General features: G+C 65.7%; 13 protein-coding genes. 11 read left to right on the top strand and 2 right to left on the bottom strand.

The annotated features are described in order from the left end of the window. Positions 1–83 precede the first annotated feature (83 nt). Positions 84–1,967, top strand: coding sequence for a phosphomethylpyrimidine synthase ThiC (gene thiC, locus FXN65_RS25525; protein WP_151137653.1), 1,884 nt, complete (start codon positions 84–86; stop codon positions 1,965–1,967). A gap of 124 nt (positions 1,968–2,091) precedes the next feature. Further along, positions 2,092–3,393, top strand: a complete 1,302-nt coding sequence (cytX, locus tag FXN65_RS25520; RefSeq protein ID WP_394351260.1) for a putative hydroxymethylpyrimidine transporter CytX — start codon at positions 2,092–2,094, stop codon at positions 3,391–3,393. On the opposite strand, the gene FXN65_RS25515 is transcribed toward cytX, so the two are convergent. Continuing rightward, the gene (locus tag FXN65_RS25515; protein ID WP_151137651.1) at positions 3,350–4,090 is read right to left on the bottom strand and encodes a DUF3298 and DUF4163 domain-containing protein; all 741 of its coding nucleotides are present in this window, start codon (positions 4,088–4,090) and stop codon (positions 3,350–3,352) included. The genes cytX and FXN65_RS25515 overlap by 44 nt on opposite strands. A 196-nt stretch (positions 4,091–4,286) precedes the next feature. On the opposite strand from FXN65_RS25515, the gene FXN65_RS25510 reads away from it, so the two are divergent. The 9 genes from FXN65_RS25510 to FXN65_RS25470 all read left to right on the top strand — a co-directional run bounded on the left by FXN65_RS25510 (position 4,287) and on the right by FXN65_RS25470 (position 13,503). Further along, positions 4,287–4,904: an NUDIX domain-containing protein gene (locus FXN65_RS25510; protein WP_151137649.1), complete on the top strand. Its 618-nt coding sequence runs from the start codon at positions 4,287–4,289 to the stop codon at positions 4,902–4,904. After that, positions 4,895–5,350 carry a DUF1249 domain-containing protein gene (locus FXN65_RS25505; RefSeq protein WP_120654217.1) on the top strand — a complete coding sequence of 152 codons (456 nt, stop codon included), beginning with the start codon at positions 4,895–4,897 and terminating at the stop codon, positions 5,348–5,350. The genes FXN65_RS25510 and FXN65_RS25505 overlap by 10 nt, the downstream gene beginning before the upstream one ends. Before the next feature lie 136 nt (positions 5,351–5,486). Next, the gene (gene cpdA, locus FXN65_RS25500; protein ID WP_151137645.1) at positions 5,487–6,302 is read left to right on the top strand and encodes a 3',5'-cyclic-AMP phosphodiesterase; all 816 of its coding nucleotides are present in this window, start codon (positions 5,487–5,489) and stop codon (positions 6,300–6,302) included. Positions 6,303–6,360: 58 nt separating this feature from the next. Next, complete coding sequence (locus FXN65_RS25495) at positions 6,361–6,978, top strand: YqiA/YcfP family alpha/beta fold hydrolase (RefSeq protein WP_151137643.1); 618 nt, start codon at positions 6,361–6,363, stop codon at positions 6,976–6,978. 14 nt (positions 6,979–6,992) lie between these two features. After that, positions 6,993–8,882 carry a DNA topoisomerase IV subunit B gene (gene parE / locus FXN65_RS25490; RefSeq protein WP_151137640.1) on the top strand — a complete coding sequence of 630 codons (1,890 nt, stop codon included), beginning with the start codon at positions 6,993–6,995 and terminating at the stop codon, positions 8,880–8,882. Then, complete coding sequence (locus FXN65_RS25485) at positions 8,879–9,862, top strand: esterase-like activity of phytase family protein (RefSeq protein ID WP_226282876.1); 984 nt, start codon at positions 8,879–8,881, stop codon at positions 9,860–9,862. The genes parE and FXN65_RS25485 overlap by 4 nt, the downstream gene beginning before the upstream one ends. Beyond that, a complete protein-coding gene (locus tag FXN65_RS25480) occupies positions 9,859–10,383 on the top strand; it encodes a retropepsin-like aspartic protease family protein (protein ID WP_151137639.1) in 525 nt (174 codons plus the stop codon). Before FXN65_RS25485 ends, FXN65_RS25480 begins: the two co-directional genes overlap by 4 nt. Positions 10,384–10,390: 7 nt before the next feature. Next, positions 10,391–12,649, top strand: coding sequence for a DNA topoisomerase IV subunit A (gene parC / locus FXN65_RS25475; protein ID WP_151137637.1), 2,259 nt, complete (start codon positions 10,391–10,393; stop codon positions 12,647–12,649). A 140-nt stretch (positions 12,650–12,789) separates the two neighbouring features. Further along, positions 12,790–13,503, top strand: coding sequence for a PqiC family protein (locus FXN65_RS25470; RefSeq protein WP_151138963.1), 714 nt, complete (start codon positions 12,790–12,792; stop codon positions 13,501–13,503). A 257-nt stretch (positions 13,504–13,760) separates the two neighbouring features. Here FXN65_RS25470 and FXN65_RS25465 read toward each other — a convergent pair whose 3' ends face one another. After that, positions 13,761–15,275, bottom strand: a complete 1,515-nt coding sequence (locus tag FXN65_RS25465) for an AhpA/YtjB family protein (protein ID WP_151137635.1) — start codon at positions 15,273–15,275, stop codon at positions 13,761–13,763. Positions 15,276–15,386: the final 111 nt, after the last annotated feature.

The raw sequence follows: 15,386 nt of genomic DNA, 5'->3' as shown, positions 1-15,386 counted from the left end.
CATTCAGGGAGGTTCCTCTCGGCGCCGGTCCCGGTGCACTCTGCCCTCAGGTTCGCTCCGACATCATCCCCAGGAGCCAGCCGATGACTGCAAAACAACAACGAAACCTGAGCGAAAGCGCCCAGGTCGACCAGCAATCCGTCCAGCCTTTCCCCCGTTCGCAGAAAGTCTATGTGCAGGGCTCCCGCCCGGACATCCGCGTGCCCATGCGCGAAATCAGCCTAGATGTGACCCCCACCGCCTTCGGCGGCGAGATCAATGCCCCGGTCACTGTCTATGACACCTCCGGTCCCTACACCGACCCGAGCGTCAGCATCGACGTGCGCAAGGGCCTGGCCGATGTGCGCTCGCCCTGGATCGACGACCGCAACGACACCGAGCGCCTGCCGGGCCTGACCTCCGAGTTCGGTCAGCGCCGCCTGGCCGATGCCGAACTGGCCGCCATGCGCTTCGCCCACGTGCGCAACCCGCGCCGCGCCAAGTCCGGCCAGAACGTCACGCAGATGCACTACGCGAAGAAGGGCATCATCACGCCCGAGATGGAATTCGTCGCCATCCGCGAGAACATGAAGCTGGCCGAAGCGCGCGAAGCCGGCCTGCTCAAGGAACAGCACGCCGGCCAAAGTTTCGGTGCCGCCATTCCGAAGGAAATCACCCCCGAATTCGTGCGCCAGGAAGTGGCCCGCGGCCGCGCCATCATCCCGGCCAACATCAACCACGTGGAACTGGAGCCGATGATCATCGGCCGCAACTTCCTGGTGAAGATCAACGGCAACATCGGCAACTCGGCGCTGGGCTCTTCCATCGAAGAAGAAGTCGCCAAGCTCACCTGGGGCATCCGCTGGGGCTCGGACACGGTGATGGACCTGTCCACCGGCAAGCACATCCATGAAACCCGCGAGTGGATCATCCGCAACTCGCCGGTACCGATCGGCACCGTGCCGGTCTACCAGGCCCTGGAAAAGGTCGGCGGCATCGCCGAAGACCTGACCTGGGAACTGTTCCGCGACACCCTGATCGAGCAGGCCGAGCAGGGCGTGGACTACTTCACCATCCACTCCGGCGTTCTGCTGCGCTACGTGCCGCTGACCGCCAAGCGCGTGACCGGCATCGTCTCCCGCGGTGGCTCGATCATGGCCAAGTGGTGCCTGGCCCACCACAAGGAGAATTTCCTCTACACCCACTTCGAGGAAATCTGCGAAATCATGAAGGCCTACGACGTCAGCTTCTCGCTGGGCGATGGCCTGCGTCCGGGCTCCATCGCCGACGCCAACGATGCCGCGCAGTTCGGTGAGCTGGAAACCCTCGGCGAGCTGACCAAGATCGCCTGGAAGCACGATGTGCAGACCATGATCGAAGGCCCCGGCCACGTGCCGATGCACCTGATCAAGGAAAACATGGACAAGCAGCTGGAATGCTGCGACGAGGCGCCTTTCTACACCCTCGGCCCGCTGACCACCGACATCGCGCCCGGCTACGACCACATCACCTCCGGCATCGGCGCCGCGATGATCGGCTGGTTCGGTTGCGCCATGCTCTGCTACGTGACCCCAAAGGAACATCTGGGCCTGCCGAACAAGGATGACGTGAAGACCGGCATCATCACCTACAAGATCGCCGCCCACGCCGCCGACCTGGCCAAGGGCCATCCGGGCGCGCAGATCCGCGACAACGCGCTGTCCAAGGCGCGCTTCGAGTTTCGCTGGGAAGACCAGTTCAACCTCGGCCTGGACCCGGACACCGCGCGTGCCTTCCATGACGAGACCCTGCCGAAGGAGTCGGCCAAGGTGGCGCACTTCTGCTCCATGTGCGGGCCGAAGTTCTGCTCCATGAAGATCACCCAGGAAGTGCGCGATTACGCCAAGGAGAACGGCCTGACTGACGAGCAGAAGGCCATCGAGGCCGGCTTCGCCGAGCAGTCCGGGCGTTTCAAGGAAGAAGGTTCGATGATCTACAAGCAGGTCTGACGACCCGCCGCTTGACCCCGGACAGGCCTGGCCCTGTCACACCACACCGCAAGCCGGGCCTCGTGCCCGGCTTTGCGGTTTGTGGCCAAACCATAACTACAGTCCTTCCAGGGCATCTGCCATCGTGAACACCCCGACCAGCTATTCGCCGTCCATCCCGGTCGCCTTCGACCAGCGCGTACTCGGCACGCGCGACCTGTTTTCCCTCTGGTTTTCCCTCGGCCTCGGCCTGATGGTGCTGCAGACCGGTGCGTTGCTGGCGCCGGGCCTCGGCACCAGCGATGCGCTGCTGGCCATCCTGCTCGGTACCGGCGTCGGCGTGCTGCTGCTGGGTTCGGCGGCGATGATCGGCAGCGATACCGGCCTTGCCGCCATGGCTTCGCTCAAGCTCAGTCTCGGCTCGGCCGGTGCGACCGTGCCGGCGCTCCTCAACCTGCTGCAACTGGTGGGCTGGGGCGCCTTCGAAATCATCGTGATGCGTGACGCCGCCAGCCTGCTGGTCGCCCGAGCCCTGGGCGACGACAGCCTGTGGGCCTCGCCGGTGCTCTGGACCCTGGCGTTCGGCGCCCTGGCCACCCTGCTGGCGGTGGCCGGCCCGCTCGCCTTCGTGCGCCGCATCCTGCGCCGCTGGGGGATCTGGCTGCTGCTGGGCGCCTGCGTCTGGCTGACCTGGGACCTGCTGAACCGCGCCGACTTCCCTGCGCTGATGGCGCGTGCCGGCGATGGCTCCATGTCGTTCGCCCTGGGCTTCGACATCGCCATCGCCATGCCGCTGTCCTGGCTGCCGCTGATCGCCGACTACTCGCGCTTCGGCCGTCGTGGCGGCGGCGTGTTCGTCGGTTCCGCACTGGGCTTCTTCATCGGCTGCCTGTGGCTGATGGGCCTCGGCGTGGCCTATACCCTGGCTTTTGCCGAGGGGAGCGACGCCAATGCCCTGCTGCTGGCCCTGGCCGGTGCCGGCATGGGTATCCCGCTGCTGCTGATCCTGCTGGACGAGTCGGAAAAGGCTTTCGCCGACATCCACTCGGCGGCGGTCTCCAGCGGCATCCTGCTGCCGTTGAAGGTGGAGCATCTGGCGTTGGCCATCGGCGCACTTTGCACCCTGATCGCCTGGTTCGCGCCGCTGGCCGAGTACCAGAACTTCCTGCTCCTGATCGGTTCGGTCTTCGCGCCGCTGTTCGGCGTGGTGCTGGTGGATCACTTCATCCTGCGTCGCCGCCGCGCGGAACTCGCGCCGCGCGTGGCGTTGCGCTGGGACACGCTGGTGGCCTGGGGCTGCGGCGTGGCGATCTACCACCTCCTGGCCAATCACTGGCCGGAACTGGGGGCGACCCTGCCGGCGCTGTTGGCGGCCGGCGTATTGCAGCTCCTGCTGGGATGCTTCAGCCGCGTCCGGGGAAATACTGGGGCTTCAGTATTCCGTTGAGTTGCGGGTAGGGGATGCGGATTTCCGGATGCCCGCTGGAGTAAGGCGCGATGCTGTACACGTCGTACTTCAGCAGCATGGCGCCGTAGCCCAGGCCCACGTTGGCGGTGCGCTCGAACGGCCAGGTCTTGATGAAGTCGGGGTCCTGGTCGAGCTTGTTGGTCGCCAGCCAGCGAAGGTGGGCCTGCTCGGCGACTTTCCAGAAGGCCTCTTCCTGGCCGGGAAGCAGCATGTCGCCAAGGCTCAGCGGCTTCTCCAGCTTGCGGTCGTAGTTGATGAAACCGCGCCCCGGCATGCCATGGGCACCACCGGTGAAGAGGTAGCTGGACAGTTCCACCAGCACCAGGTTGTCGTGCTGCTCCAGCACCTTCGCTTGCAGGTAGCTGCTCCAGCCCGGTTCGGCGCTGGCGAGGAAATCCTTCTCGTAGGACTCGAGCGATGCCGGCAGCGGCGAGCCGGGGGCGTCCTGGGTCATGCGTAGCAGGCGCTCGTTGATCAGCGCGTTGAGTTGCGGTTCGTCGGCGAAGCTGATGGTGTCGATGTTCACCAGCGGGCAGGTTTCGCCCTGGCAACCGGGTTTCAGGTGTTCCCAGGCATGGCGCTGCGGCTCCAGCCTGCCGCTGCCGCCGGGCAGCATCTGGCATGCGCTGAGGAGGGTGCCGAGGCAGGTGGCGGCGAGGAGTCTGGCAAGGTGCATCGGCTTCATCTTCGGGGACGGATTCCGGAAAAAGTGCAGGCTTCGACTGCCACCCGGGCCATGAGTTCGCGCTCCGCGGGCAGTCTTTCGTCGCGCATCTTCCCAGCCCGCGACCCATCTGCAAAGAGGCTGCGCCCCTCGCAACCAAGGGGTAGGATGCGCGGATCGAAGCCTTCCGCAACAGTGAGACCCTCCCATGACCGAAACCTTCAAGCCGGGCCCGGACGCCGTCGAAATCGTCGAGCGAGAAACCTGTTTCCAGGGTTTCTACCGCCTGGACCGTCTGAGCCTGCGTCATCGGCTGTTTTCCGGCGACATGGGGCCGGTCATCCATCGGGAACTCTTCGTCCGTCATGATGCTGTCTGCGTGCTTCCCTATGATCCCCAGCGGGATGCGGTGGTACTGATCGAGCAATTCCGCGTGGGCGCCTACGGCAAGAGCGAGAGCCCCTGGCTGCTGGAGCTGGTGGCCGGGCTGATCGACAAGGACGAGGAACCGGAGGATGTCGCCCGTCGGGAAGCCGTCGAAGAGGCCGATCTGCAGTTGACTTCGCTGTGGCCGATCACCACCTACTATCCTTCACCAGGGGGCTCCAACGAGCGTGTGCATCTGTACCTCGGGCGTTGCGACAGCAGCGGTGCAGGAGGCGTACACGGGCTGGCGGAGGAGGGCGAAGACATCCGCGTGCACCTGTTGCCGCTGGAAGACGCCCTGGCCCTCATGCGTGAAGGGCGGCTGGACAATGCCGCGACCATGCTGGCCCTGCAGTGGCTGGCGCTGAACCGTACCGAAGTCAGGGGGTTGTGGACGTGAATCTGTTGCGCGATCGCTACCGGGTCGACCTTGTAGGGCTGCAAGCAGCCTGCGAGGCGAACTACGCGCGCCTGATGCGTCTGCTTCCGCAGATGCGCGAGGTACGCGGCTCCCGGCGTGTCGCGCTGAGCCAGGGCGAGCGCCTGCTCGGCGTGCTGGCCCTGGAAGTGGTCGAAGCCTGCCCCTATACCACCACGCTGCAGGTGCGCCAGGAGCACAGCCTGCCCTGGCTGCCGTCGCCACAGCTGGAAGTGCGCGTCTACCATGACGCGCGCATGGCAGAGGTGGTCGGTGCCGAGAATGCACGGCGCTTCCGCAGTGTGTATTCCTATCCGAATGCCGACATGCACCAGCCCGACGAGAAAAGCCAGCTCAACCTCTTCCTCGGCGAGTGGTTGAGCCATTGCCTGGCTTGTGGCCACGAGCTGGAGCCGGTCGTCCTCTAGTTCCGCTTTCAACGACCTGCGACTGGTCGGCCCGGCGCGATCAGCAACCCTTAACTGTGAACCATTCCCGCTTCGCGGGTTTACCCGTTGCGCGCGCAGCAACCATAATCGGAACACCTTGCCCAAGGAGAAGGCCTTGCCCAATCCAGTCCTCCCCGCTGCTGACGAGTCGGTGCTGCTGGTGCAGTTGTCCGACAGCCATCTGTTCGCCGAGGCGGACGGCAAGCTATTGGGCATGGAAACCCGTGACAGCCTGCGCCGGGTGATCGACCAGGTGTTGCAGGAGCAGTCGGGCATCGATCTGGTGCTGGCTACCGGCGACCTTTCCCAGGACGGTTCGGTCGAGTCCTACGAAACTTTCCGCGAGTTGGTGGCGAACATCCCCGCGCCCGCCCGCTGGTTCCCCGGCAACCATGACGAAGTCCCGGTGATGCGCGATGTCTGCGCCGGCACATCGGCCCTGGAACCCATAGTCGATTTCCCTCACTGGCGGGTGGTGCTGTTGGATTCCACCATCGCCGGCGCCGTCCCCGGCCATTTCCCCGCCGAGCAACTTGCGCTGCTGGAGCAAGCCCTGGAAGGCGCCGGCGAGCGCCATGTTCTGGTCAGCTTCCATCACCATCCCGTTTCCATCGGCTGCGCCTGGATGGACCCGATCGGCATACGCAATCCCGAAAGCCTGTTCGCCGTGCTGGACCGTTATCCACAGGTGCGGGCCCTGCTATGGGGCCACGTCCACCAGGAGTTCGATCAGCTCCGCAACGGCGTCCGTCTGCTGGCATCGCCGTCCACCTGCGTGCAGTTCGCGCCGGGCAGCGAGGATTTTTGCGTGGGCAACGAAGCACCGGGTTATCGCTGGTTGCGCCTGGGGCGCGACGGCGCCATTGAAACCGGGGTTTCGCGGGTAACCGGAATCGCCTTCGAAGTGGATTACAGCGTCAAGGGTTATTGACCTTCGCGCCGTGGCACGGCAAGAAGTACAACTTTCCCTTGAACTGCCAGGAAGCCGCGTGTCCAGCTCGCAACCCAGTCTTCTCTATATCCACGGTTTCAACAGCTCGCCGTCGTCACTCAAGGCGCGCCAGCTCGGCGCGCTCATGCAGCGCCTGGGGCTGGCCGAGCGCCTGCGGGTTCCCGCCCTGCACCATCATCCGCGCCTGGCCATCGGCCAGCTTGAGGACGCCATCTTCGAGCTGGGGCGCCCGGTGCTGGTCGGCAGCTCCCTGGGCGGCTACTATGCGACCCACCTGGCCGAGCGCCACGGTCTTTCGGCCGTGCTGATCAACCCCGCGGTAGCCCCGCACCGGTTGTTCGATGGCCGGCTCGGCCCACAGAAGAACTACTACAGCGACGAAACCTGGGAGCTGACGGCGGAGCATGTGATGGCGCTGGCCGAACTGGAAGTGCCGCCACCACGGGACCCGGCCCGCTACCAGGTGTGGTTGCAGACGGCCGACGAGACCCTCGACTACCGCCAGGCGGAGCGCTACTACCGCGCTTGCGCCCTGCGCATCGAGGCCGGCGGCGACCACGGTTTCCAGAACTTCCCCGCCCATCTGCCCGCCTTGCTGGCCTTTGCCGGCTTTTCCGCGCAGCTGTGGCGTGACATCGACTTTTCCGACCTCTGACTGAAAGGGAATCCATGGCTACTTACAACGCGGATGCCATCGAAGTCCTCTCCGGCCTCGACCCGGTGCGCAAGCGCCCGGGCATGTACACCGACACCTCCCGACCCAACCACCTGGCCCAGGAAGTCATCGACAACAGCGTGGACGAGGCCCTGGCAGGCCACGCACGCAGCGTGCAGGTGATCCTCCATGAGGACAATTCGCTGCAGGTCATCGACGACGGTCGCGGCATGCCGGTGGATATCCACCCCGAGGAAGGGGTGCCCGGTGTCGAGCTGATCCTCACCAAGCTGCATGCCGGCGGCAAGTTCTCCAACAAGAACTACCAGTTCTCCGGCGGCCTCCACGGGGTGGGCATCTCGGTGGTGAACGCCCTCTCCACCCGCGTCGAAGTGCGGGTCAAGCGCGAGGGCAGCGAATACATGATGACCTTCGCCGACGGCTTCAAGGCCAGCGAACTTGAAGTCATCGGCGGCGTCGGCAAGCGCAACACCGGCACCAGCGTGCATTTCTGGCCGGACGCCAAGTATTTCGACTCCCACAAGTTCTCCGTCAGCCGCCTCAAGCACGTGCTCAAGGCCAAGGCCGTGCTCTGCCCGGGGCTGTCCGTCACCTTCGAGGACAAGGCCAGCGGCGAGCGCGTCGAGTGGCACTTCGAGGACGGCCTGCGTTCCTACCTGGTGGATGCCGTCAGCGAGTTCGAGCGCCTGCCGAGCGAGCCCTTCTGCGGCAGCCTCGCCGGCAACAAGGAAGCAGTGGACTGGGCGCTGCTCTGGCTGCCAGAGGGTGGCGACAGCGTCCAGGAAAGCTACGTCAACCTGATCCCGACCGCCCAGGGCGGCACCCATGTCAACGGCCTTCGCCAGGGCCTGCTGGATGCCATGCGCGAGTTCTGCGAGTTCCGCAATCTGCTGCCGCGCGGCGTCAAGCTGGCACCGGAAGACGTCTGGGAGCGCATCGCCTTCGTCCTCTCGATGAAACTGCAGGAACCGCAGTTCTCCGGTCAGACCAAGGAGCGCCTGTCCTCCCGCGAGGCGGCGGCATTCGTTTCCGGCGTGGTCAAGGACGCCTTCAGCCTCTGGCTCAACGCTCACCCGGACCTGGGCATGCAGCTGGCCGAACTGGCCATCAGCAACGCCGGTCGTCGTCTGAAAGCGAGCAAGAAGGTCGAGCGCAAGCGCATTACCCAGGGCCCGGCGCTGCCCGGCAAGCTGGCCGATTGCGCGGGCCAGGACCCGATGCGCTCGGAACTGTTCCTGGTGGAGGGCGACTCCGCTGGCGGTTCCGCCAAGCAGGCGCGAGACAAGGAGTTCCAGGCGATCATGCCGCTTCGCGGCAAGATCCTGAACACCTGGGAAGTGGACGGCGGCGAAGTGCTGGCCTCCCAGGAAGTGCATGACATCGCCGTCGCCATCGGCGTCGACCCGGGTGCTGCGGACATTTCCCAGCTGCGCTACGGCAAGATCTGCATCCTGGCCGACGCCGACTCCGACGGCCTGCACATCGCGACCCTGCTGTGCGCGCTGTTCGTCCGCCACTTCCGCTCCCTGGTGGAAGCCGGGCACGTTTACGTCGCCATGCCGCCGCTGTATCGCATCGACCTGGGCAAGGAAATTTTCTACGCCCTGGACGAAGCCGAGCGCGATGGCATCCTCGACCGCCTGGTGGCCGAGAAGAAGCGTGGCAAGCCCCAGGTCACCCGATTCAAGGGGCTGGGCGAGATGAACCCGCCACAGCTGCGCGAAACCACGATGGATCCGAACACCCGCCGTCTGGTCCAGCTGACGCTGGAAGAAGCCGACGGCACGGTGGAAATCATGGACATGCTGCTGGCGAAGAAGCGCGCCGGCGACCGCAAGTCCTGGCTGGAGTCCAAGGGCAACCTGGCCGAGGTCATGGTGTGAGGGGAGCGCTCATTCTCCTCGCTGCCCTGTTCTGTGCGCCGCTCTGGGCCGCCGACGACCCCGAGCAGTTGCGTCTGGCCGCGGAGTACCCGGTGGACGGGATGCATCAGGGCAACCTCTCCGGGCTGGCCCGCTGTGGGGAGGACCTGCTGGCGGTGTCCGACCGGGTGGATAACCAGCTGTACCGGCTCAAGCCCATCGGAGGCGTGCTCCAGGCGGAGGCCGAGGTGTTCCATGCGCCGCCGCCACCGCCGAGCAGCCTGCCCTGGGGTGTCCGTGCGCGCTCCTGGGCCATCAGCATGTTGCGGGGAAACGACCAGGATTTCGAAGGCATCAGCTGTGATGAGGCCGGAAATCGCTATCTGGTCAGCGAGGCCAATGCGGCGGTGCTGCAGCTGCCGGTGGCCGGTGACCCCAACTGGCTGCTGCTGCCGGACAACCTGATCCGCCAGGCCCGCGCCAGCGGCATGCTACTGCATTTCAACGCCCTGCTCGAGGGCATCGCCGTCGACCCCAAGGGCGAACGCCTGTGGCTTGCCGCCGAGCGTGAGCGCCGGGGCCTGATGGTGGTGCACAAGCAGCAATCCATCTGGCGCTGCACCGGCGGTTGCGTGATCTTCAGCGAAGCCGGCACCGAACCGCCGCCGGCCCCCATCGGCAGCGAGCAGCAGATGCCGCGCGACTTCTCCGATGTCGCCTTCTTCGAGGAAAAACTCTTCACCCTGGAGCGTTTGGCGCACCAGATCTGCCGGCGCAAGCCGAGCAGCGGCGAAGTGGAGCGCTGCTGGTCCTTCGCCGAGGAAGCCCTGGCCGATACCCGTCGCTACGGCGTGCCTTTCGGCGTGGCCGAGGCCTTGTGGGTGGACGCCGAAGGGGCCTGGGTAGGCCTCGACAACGGCGGCAAGGCTCGCGCCGATGGCGAGCGGCGGCCCATCGTCTGGCGCTTCACCGCGCCGGAAGGCGGCTGGGGCGCGAAATGACCACGCAGTCGCCTGGCAAGCGCGCGGGAAGGGTCATGCTGGTGCTCACCTGGGGCATCGGCCTGATCCTGGCCACGCGTTACTTCGGCGTCTGGGAGGACCGCCAGCACAATCCCAATCGCGCGCCCGAGTCGGTGCACGGCGACGGCTATGTCGAAGTGCGCCTGGCCAGCAGTCGCCAGGGGCATTACCTGCTGGATGGTCGCATCGACGGCCAGGCCGTGACCTTTCTGCTCGACACCGGCGCCACCCAGGTGGCGGTGCCGGCACGGGTCGCCGAGCGCCTTGGCCTGGTGCCCGGCGCCTCGGTCACCCTGAGTACTGCCAACGGCCGCGTCACCGGCCACCGCACCCAGCTGCAGGATCTGCGGCTGGGTGACATACGCCTGACCCAGGTGCCGGCGATCATAGTGCCGGGCATGGATGGCGAAGAGGTGCTGCTTGGCATGAGCGCCCTGAAACAACTCGAATTCACCCAGCGCGACGGCACCCTGGTGCTGCGCCAAGTCACTTCTCCGTGAGGCACGCATGAGCGAATCCCTCGATCTGAGCCTGGAAGGCGTTGAGCGCCGCTCCCTGGCCGATTTCACCGAACAGGCCTACCTCAACTATTCCATGTACGTGATCATGGACCGTGCCCTGCCGCACATCGGCGACGGCCTGAAGCCCGTACAGCGCCGTATCGTCTATGCCATGAGCGAACTGGGCCTGGATGCCGACGCCAAGCACAAGAAGTCGGCGCGTACCGTCGGCGACGTGCTCGGCAAGTTCCACCCGCACGGCGACTCCGCTTGCTATGAAGCCATGGTGCTGATGGCCCAGCCCTTCAGCTACCGCTACACGCTGGTGGACGGCCAGGGCAACTGGGGTGCGCCGGACGATCCCAAGTCCTTCGCCGCCATGCGTTACACCGAGGCGCGCCTGTCGCGTTACTCGGAAGTCCTGCTGTCCGAACTGGGCCAGGGCACCGTGGATTGGGTGCCGAACTTCGACGGCACCCTGAACGAGCCGGCAACCCTGCCGGCGCGCCTGCCGAACCTGTTGCTCAACGGCACCACCGGCATCGCCGTGGGCATGGCCACCGACGTTCCGCCGCACAACCTGCGGGAAGTGGCCGCCGCCTGCGTGCGACTGCTGGACGAGCCGAGCGCGACGGTGGAGCAGCTTTGCGAACATATCCTCGGCCCGGATTTCCCCACCGAGGCGGAAGTGATCACCCCGCGCGCCGAGCTGGTGAAGATCTACGAAACCGGCCGTGGCTCGGTGCGCATGCGTGCCGTGTACCGCGTGGAAGATGGTGACATCGTGGTCACCGCGTTGCCGCACCAGGTGTCCGGCTCCAAGGTGCTGGAGCAGATCGCCGGCCAGATGCAGGCCAAGAAGCTGCCGATGGTGGCGGACCTGCGCGACGAGTCGGACCACGAGAACCCCACCCGCATCGTCATCATTCCGCGCTCCAACCGTGTGGACGCCGACGAACTGATGCAGCACCTGTTCGCCACCACGGACCTCGAGTCCAGCTACCGGGTCAACACCAACGTCATCGGCCTGGACGGCAAGCCCCAGGTCAAGGACCTGCGCACCCTGCTCAGCGAGTGGCTGACCTACCGCATCGGCACCGTGCGCCGTCGCCTGCAGTTCCGCCTGGACAAGGTGGAGAAGCGCCTGCATCTGTTGGATGGTTTGCTGATCGCCTTCCTCAACCTGGATGAGGTGATCCACATCATCCGTACCGAGGACCAGCCCAAGCAGGTGCTGATGGAGCGCTTCGATCTCACCGAGATCCAGGCCGACTACATCCTCGACACCCGGCTGCGCCAGCTGGCGCGCCTGGAAGAAATGAAGATCCGTGGCGAGCAGGAGGAGCTGCTGAAGGAGCAGAAGAAACTGCAGGCGCTACTGGGCAGCGACACCAAGCTGAAGAAGCTGGTGCGCGAGGAGCTGATCAAGGACGCCGAAACCTACGGCGACGACCGTCGCTCCCCCATCGTCGCCCGCGCCGAGGCCCGTGCCCTGTCGGAAACCGAGCTGATGCCCACCGAGCCGGTTACCGTGGTGCTGTCCGAGAAGGGCTGGGTGCGTTGCGCCAAGGGCCACGATATCGACGCTACTGGCCTCTCCTACAAGGCCGGCGACGGCTTCAAGGCGGCGGCGCCGGGCCGTTCGAATCAATATGCGGTGTTCATCGACTCCACCGGCCGCAGCTATTCGCTGGCGGCGCACTCGCTGCCATCGGCTCGTGGCCAGGGCGAGCCGCTCACCGGCCGGCTGACGCCGCCGCCGGGGGCCAATTTCGACTGCGTGCTGCTCCCCGAGGATGACGCCACCTATGTCATCGCCTCGGACGCCGGTTACGGCTTCGTGGTCAAGGGCGCCGACCTGCAGGCCAAGAACAAGGCCGGCAAGACGCTCCTCAGCCTGCCGACCGGCGCCAAGGTGGTGCCGCCGCGCCTGGTGCAGAGCGTCGAGGACGACTGGCTGGCGGCGGTGACCACCGAGGGCCGCTTGCTGCTGTTCAAGGTCGCCGACCTGCCGCAGTTGGCCAAGGGCAAGGGCAACAAGATCATCGGTATTCCCGGTGATCGCGTTGCCAGTCGTGAGGAGTACCTCACTGATCTGGCGGTTCTACCGGCCGGTGCAACCCTCGTCCTGCAGGCTGGCAAGCGCACCCTGTCGCTCAAGGCGGATGACCTGGAGCACTACAAGGGTGAGCGCGGACGCCGTGGGAACAAGCTGCCACGCGGCTTCCAGCGAGTTGACGCGTTGCAGGTGGAACCGCTCTCCTGATGCTGGCGGCGGCGAATTGACGTGGGGCTATGGAGTCCTGCGTCACATTGACGGATGATATGTCCCCTTGCCGTTCCCTGATGATGGCAAGGACGAATGAATTCGACTGCAGGCTGCCCATGAGGCGGCCGTGGGTGAGATTGATGAGCGTGCGTTTTCCCCTGGCTTTGATGCTGGCGAGCCTCCTGGGCCTGGCCGGTTGTGTACATAGCCCACCGATTCCCATGTTTCAGCTGGATGCGGGCACCCCGGAGGTGCCGTCAAAGAAGGCTGGGATGCAAGTACTGCTCGGCCCGGTCACCGTGGCCGACTACCTTCAGCGTGAAACCCTTCTGCAACGCCAGGCCGACGGCAGCCTGACCGCTGCCCCGGACGGCCGCTGGGCCGGCAGCCTGGCGGCGGATATCGACCAGGTTCTCCTGCGCCAGCTGTCCTGGCGCCTGGATAGCCAACGCCTGGTGCTGGCCCCGGGCAATCCCGGCTTCACCCCGGAAGTACAGGTGCTGCTGACCATCAGTCGCCTCGACTCCGGCCCCCAGCGCCCGGCCGTGCTGGAGGCGCAATGGCGCCTGCTGGATCGTGCCGGTCAGCTGCGTGACAGCCGCCTGGTGCGCCTTGAGGAGCCCCACGCCGGAACTGCCGCCGATCAGGTGCGGGCCCAGAGCAAGCTGCTGCAGCAACTGGCCGAACAGCTGGCTGCTGCCGTGAAGCCCCTGGAAGGTCAGCCGGTTGCCGTCGAGGCGCCGCGCAAGCCGGCCGCTGCAAACCAGCCGGCCAAGGCCAAGGAGCCGCAGCCGCCGAAGATCCCGATGGCGGCGCCAGTACGAACCGATGTGGAAGTCTTCCGCTTCTGATCGCTGGATTGTGAAGAAGCCCGCTTGATGCGGGCTTTTTCATGTTCGTTCGCCAGGCATTCCCTTGTTTCGTCGGGTGGTGCCAAGCGCAGCGCGGCCCGACGATGGCTGTAGCGAAACATTCGCGATGCGGCCCGCAGGGCTACTGTGAGGTCACTGGTGGCAGCTTCGCTGTCCTTCGCGAATGAATTCGCTCACGGAAAGTGTCGGTGGAATGAAAAAGCCCGCATCTGCGGGCTTTTTCATTATTTTCGCATTCAATGTGCGCGAGCTTCATGCATCCGCGACAGTTGGCGTTCCAGCAGCGAAGGATAGGGCTCCAGCAGGCGTTCGACGCAGCAGGCGCCTTCCGGGCTGGTGATGGCGCGGATGCGCGCACGCTGACGAACCAGATCGTCCTCGGCGATGGCGCGCTCCACCAGCAGCAGGTTGCGGCTGTGCTGGCTCAGGGCCAGGGCGCTCTGGGTGCTGTCGTTGAGCAGCAGGTCGCCCTGGCTGAGGGCGGAGAGGTCTTCGCCGAGGGTCAGGCCGAGCTGCAGCTGCAGGGTGATGCCGCTGTCGGCGACTTCGATCTGCAGGGCGTGCCCCAGGGCGCGCATCAGCTCGCCACAGCAGATCGCGTGGGTCAGGTAGTCCTCGTCGCTGTCCTTGCTGTGGAAGAGCATCAGGCTGCTGCCGTCGTTCAGGGTCAGCAGCTGGCCGTGGTAGAGGCGGGCGGCCTGATCGAGGCAGTCGCGGTAGCGCTGCAGCAGGTCCATCAGGCGTGCACGCGGCAGGCGGCGCAGCTGGTCCTGGGCGCCCAGTTGGATGGCCAGCACGGCACTGTTCTGCGGTTCTTCCTGGGCAACGGGGGCCGGTTCGGCCTCGGCCATTTCCTCGCGCAGTTCGGAGAAGGGGTCTTCGTCATCTGGCGTGAACAGCTTGCTCGGCGACTCTTCTTCGCCGTCGAAGCTCTCGTCGCGCAGGTCGCGGACCTCGAAATGATCCGGATCGTCCTGCTCGTCCTCGATATAGTCCTCGTCGGCCTCGGCGTAGTCCTGCTCCGGGATCGGCTCGAGCTCAGGCTCGGGTTCCGGCTTTTCCGGTACCAGGCGCGCCTGGAGTTGGCGGGCCAGGTCGCCGATTTCGTCCTGGCGGCCGGCGCCGGGCGCGGGATCGTCCGGGTCGCGCAGCCAGACCCGCAGTTGCAGCAGGGGCGTGGAGATGTGCCGGCCCAGGCGCAGGCTCAGGGACAGGGTAAGGGCCAGCAGGATCAGGCTGAGCAGCCCCATGCTCTGCAGGCTGATGGTCATGGGCTGCTGGAATTGCTCCATATCCAGACTCAGGCGCAGGTGGCCGGCGATCACTTCCTGGAAGGTGATGGGCGTTGAATACAGGCCTTCGGCCTCGCCCAGCAGCCCCTGCTTGGGCCGCGAACCGGCTTCGGCAAGGATGCGGTTGTCCACGCTGTAGATGGCCGCGTGGGCCACCAGCGGGTTCTTCACGAGGTTGTTGAGCAGCACGTTGAGGCTGAGGATGTCGTTGGACACCAGCAACTCGGTGGCTGACGCGGCGGTCTGCGCGGTCAGGCTCTGGCCCAGGGCGTCGGCCTGCTGCTGCATGGCCTGCTTGAACTGCATGCCCATGACCCAGGCGTAGATCACCAGCGCCAGGGCTACGAGCAGCAGGCTGTGGCTGGCGATGCGCAAGGCGATCGGTACACGCCGCTGGCGCAGGGCATGGAAGATCAGCAGGAAGAAATTGTCGGGTTTGACAGGCGTGGGCCGGTTCACAGAGCGCGGCTCTTCTCGGACGAAATTGTGGCGCAGTATAGCGAGCGCCCCTTGCAGGGCAAAGCGCCGAGCATGCTGCGGGCGCCGTGAAAGTGGGTAGAATGTGCGCCT

The sequence above is a fragment of the Pseudomonas lalkuanensis genome (assembly GCF_008807375.1).
GTDB classification, from domain to species: domain Bacteria; phylum Pseudomonadota; class Gammaproteobacteria; order Pseudomonadales; family Pseudomonadaceae; genus Metapseudomonas; species Metapseudomonas lalkuanensis.
The sequence above is the reverse complement of the archived record's forward strand: the minus strand, read 5'-3'. Positions and strand labels throughout refer to the sequence as shown.